2 protein-coding genes are annotated in these 3,672 nt (G+C 65.3%); one reads left to right on the top strand and one right to left on the bottom strand.

From position 1 onward, the window contains the following. The coding region (locus VML93_RS33405) for an adenylate/guanylate cyclase domain-containing protein (protein WP_325617349.1) at positions 1–2,536 on the bottom strand (2,536 nt) is incomplete at its 3' end. Positions 2,537–2,876: 340 nt separating this feature from the next. Here VML93_RS33405 and VML93_RS33410 point away from each other — a divergent pair. Further along, complete coding sequence (locus VML93_RS33410) at positions 2,877–3,479, top strand: recombinase family protein (protein ID WP_349256601.1); 603 nt, start codon at positions 2,877–2,879, stop codon at positions 3,477–3,479. The last annotated feature ends 193 nt before the right edge of the window (positions 3,480–3,672 follow it).

Genomic DNA, 3,672 nt, shown 5'->3' on the forward strand with positions numbered 1-3,672 from the left:
TCCCGTATGCGTATGTCATCACGAGGACACTCGAAGTCGGATCGAGGTCACCTGCCGTCGAGATCGCCTTGTCGAGGTCGGGCTTCCATCCCGGACGTCCCAAACTGCATCGGGCAAGGCCCCGCATCATGATCGCCCGCGCCAACGCTGCCAAGTAGACCCGGTTGCCCTTGGCTGAGTCGCCGTCGGCCAGATCGATGACGCGCTGCGATAACCGCAGCGCGTCGGCCACGTCGCCCGCCTCATACTTGGCCACGATCACCTGGGGCAGCACCCGGACTGTCATCGTCGGATCGTCGATGGACTCAATCAGTTGGTCGTATTCCGCGGCCAGCCGCGACGATTCGCGATATCGGGCGTGGGTGGTGAGCGCCAGCAACTGCCCCGCCACCGCGAGAGCCAATGACGCCTTGTCTCCGGCGTCTGTGCAGAGTTCGCAGAGCTCGTGAAAACAGGGGTCGGCAGGGTTCGCGCCTGCCCGCCACGCAGTTGCGCAAAGCAGGGCACGGGCGGCGATCCGCATCGATGTCCGGCCTGGAACAGTCGACGGCAGGTCAGCAACATGACGGGCACGCTGCCAGCTGGTTCGCGCCGCGCGAATGTCGCGGTAGTTCGCCCAGGTGCCAGCACGCATATGCCAGTTGAAAGCCTCATGCAGGTCCCCTGCGGCCTCCAGATGTTCGGCGATCAGCGCGGCATTTTCATCAGCCGAGGCTGGGCTACGGGCCTCAATCGCGGCGGCCAGCCGCCGATGCATCTCGGCGCGATCCGACTTGAGTTGTGATTCGTAAGCCACCATGCGGATCAGCGGATGGTGGAACACGTACTCGGGCTGTTGGGTAAGCCTGATCTCATCAATCAGCTCGCCCCCCACCAGGTCCGCCAGGACAGGGTCAATGCCCAGCGTTTCCAGTAGGTCCCGGCTGAACTTCGCGCCGATCACCGCCGCAGTGTTCAGGGTGCGTTTCGCTTTAGGGTTCAGCCGGTCGATGCGGGCGGCGATGGTGGCCTGCACAGTGGCGGGCACGGTGACCTCGGCAGCGTCGACCGTGGAGACATGAGCGCTGCGGTTGCCGCGTAACACACCACGCTCGGCCAAATCCCGCACCATCTCCTCGGCGAAAAACGGATTACCGGCGGCCCGCTCGGCGATCACGGAGGCCAACGCGCCAACTGAGGGGTCCGGCCCGAGTAGCTGCCAGACCAGTGCTGCGGTCTCCGGATCACTTAGTGGCGCAAGGGCTATGGTTTTGGCACCGGCCACCCGGCTCAACGCGCCTTGATATTCGGGGCGGTAGGTGACTAGCACCAGCGTCTGCGGGGTCACCGTGAGAAATTCGGCCAGCATCGACTCGCTCACCTCATCGATCCAATGGGCGTCCTCGATGACGTAGAGCGCCGGGCTTTTTCGGGCCAGCGACGCGGTGTTCACCAGCGCGGTCAACCGCCGCCGTCGGGCTTCCGGATCGACTTTGGGTAGCTTGACCTCGTGATCGGCGATGCCCAGCAGGTCATCGAGAAGCAGCACATCCTCGGGGTCTGCGCCGGGCAGCCGGGAGCGCACTCGATCGCGAGCGGTCTGCCCGTCAAGACCATCGACGCCCGTGGCCGCGCGCAGCAGCCGCGCCACGACGTGGAAGGGGATCTGGCTGGTATGCGATTCGCAGAAGGCGGTGAACACATCGACACCCCGGGTGGCTGCGATCGCAGACACTTCACGCACGAGACGGCTCTTGCCGATGCCTGCAGACCCCACCACGCCGACCACACCGCCGTGTCCGTCGATGACGCGGTCCAACATGCTCTCGACGGTGGACATTTCCGAGCGCCGACCAACCAGCTTCGACTCAGCACGCCCGGCAGCGCGTGGCCCATCGCCCATGGCCAACAGCCGACGGGCGGGCACCGGCTCATCGGCACCCTTGATCTGAACCAGCGCAGATTCGCCGAGAGTTGCAGCGCCCTCAACCAGTCGCTCGGTGGACGCGCTGAGCATCACCGCGCCCGGCTGCGCCACCGATTCCATCCGCTGGGCCAAACCGACCTGGTCTCCAATTGCGGTGTAACCCAAAGCACCCGAACCGATCTCACCGGCGATCACTTGGCCTGAGTTCAGTCCCACGCGCAACCACAGGTCGATACCATCGCGGTCTTTGACCTCAACAGCTAGCTGGGCGGTCTCCTCCTGGACGCCCAGCGCCGCAAAACACGCACGGATAGCGTGATCCTCCAACGCCAACGGCGCACCGAACACCGCCATGATCCCGTCGCCAGTGAACTTGTCAACTGTGCCGCCGTACCGCTTGACCACCGCCCCGCAGCGGTCGACCAGGTCGGTCATGATCTCGCGCAGCCGCTCCGCCCCGACGGTCGCGGCGATATCCATCGAATGAACAACATCGGCGAACAGAACCGTGACCTGCTTGTACTCCGGTTGCTCGGTGGCCCGTGTAATCGGGGAACCGCATTCATCACAGAACTTGGCGCTCACCCGCAATTCAGTGCCGCACTTCCGGCACGCTGCTGCGGTCGTCATCCGACCCTCCGCTGATCCGGCCCCCGGTTCTCACACGATAGGCGCATGGACGCTTCCACAAGGGGCCGTGGGAGTTCACGGTGATTCCGATACAGAGTTCTGAGGCCCTCAAATGTGGTCTAGTTCGGAACGGCGCTACGGGCTAGCGAGTTGTCCCGATCGTTCGTTCTTCAAAGCGTGGCAAGGTGTCGATCGGCGGCCCATAAGCCGAACCTCAAACGGCACACCGATACCGAGCGACCGCGGCCGGCGGGGCCGGAGTGCCGATGTCCCGTAAGACTGGTTCGGTCATCATTCCCGGTGAAGGGGGGCTAAGCGGCATACTGTGTGCATGGCTGAGCTGAAGATCGGCTACGCCCGGGTATCGACCGTCGATCAAGATCTCACGGTGCAGCGGGAGGCGCTCGCGGCGCTCGGCGTCGAGCCGAAGCGGATCTATGTCGACCACGGTCTGACTGGCACGAACCGAGACCGGCCCGGATTGCGCCAAGCTCTGGCCGCCTGCCGTAGCGGCGACACGCTCGTTGTGACAAAGCTCGACCGCCTCGCCCGGTCCGTTCCGGACGCACGCGACATCGTTGACGAACTCACCGCCAGCGGCGTGCGTCTCAACATCGGCGGCTCGTTGCACGATCCGACAGACCCGGTCGGCCGGCTGCTGTTCACCACGCTGAGCATGATCGCCGAGTTTGAGGCCGACCTTGCCCGCGCCCGGACTCGGGAGGGCATGGCCGTCGCCCGGGCCAAGGGTCGGCTGCGGGGCAAGCAGCCCAAGCTCAGTCCGCGGCAGGAGGCGCACCTCGTCGAGCTCTACCGCGCCGGAGGGCACACCATCGGCGAGCTCGAGGAGCTGTTCCCGGTCACCCGCTCGACGATCTACCGCGCCGTCGCGCGCGCGGGCGGGCGAACGGCCGCGACGTCGACACCGAGCGCAGCACGATGACCGATCTCGTTGGGCGCACGACGCGCGGTGTCTTTCGCGACTTGATGACCGACAGCACGGTCGGCACGATCAACACCGCGTTCCAAGATGAAGGCTTCGCCCCCGACCCGGATTGCCGCTACGAAGACAGCAGCGTGCGCCGGCAGACCACGCAGTCATATCTGGATGGGGTTGACTGGACCGATCCGCGACA

Source organism: Mycobacterium sp. (genome assembly GCF_035499775.1).
Taxonomy (GTDB): domain Bacteria; phylum Actinomycetota; class Actinomycetes; order Mycobacteriales; family Mycobacteriaceae; genus Mycobacterium.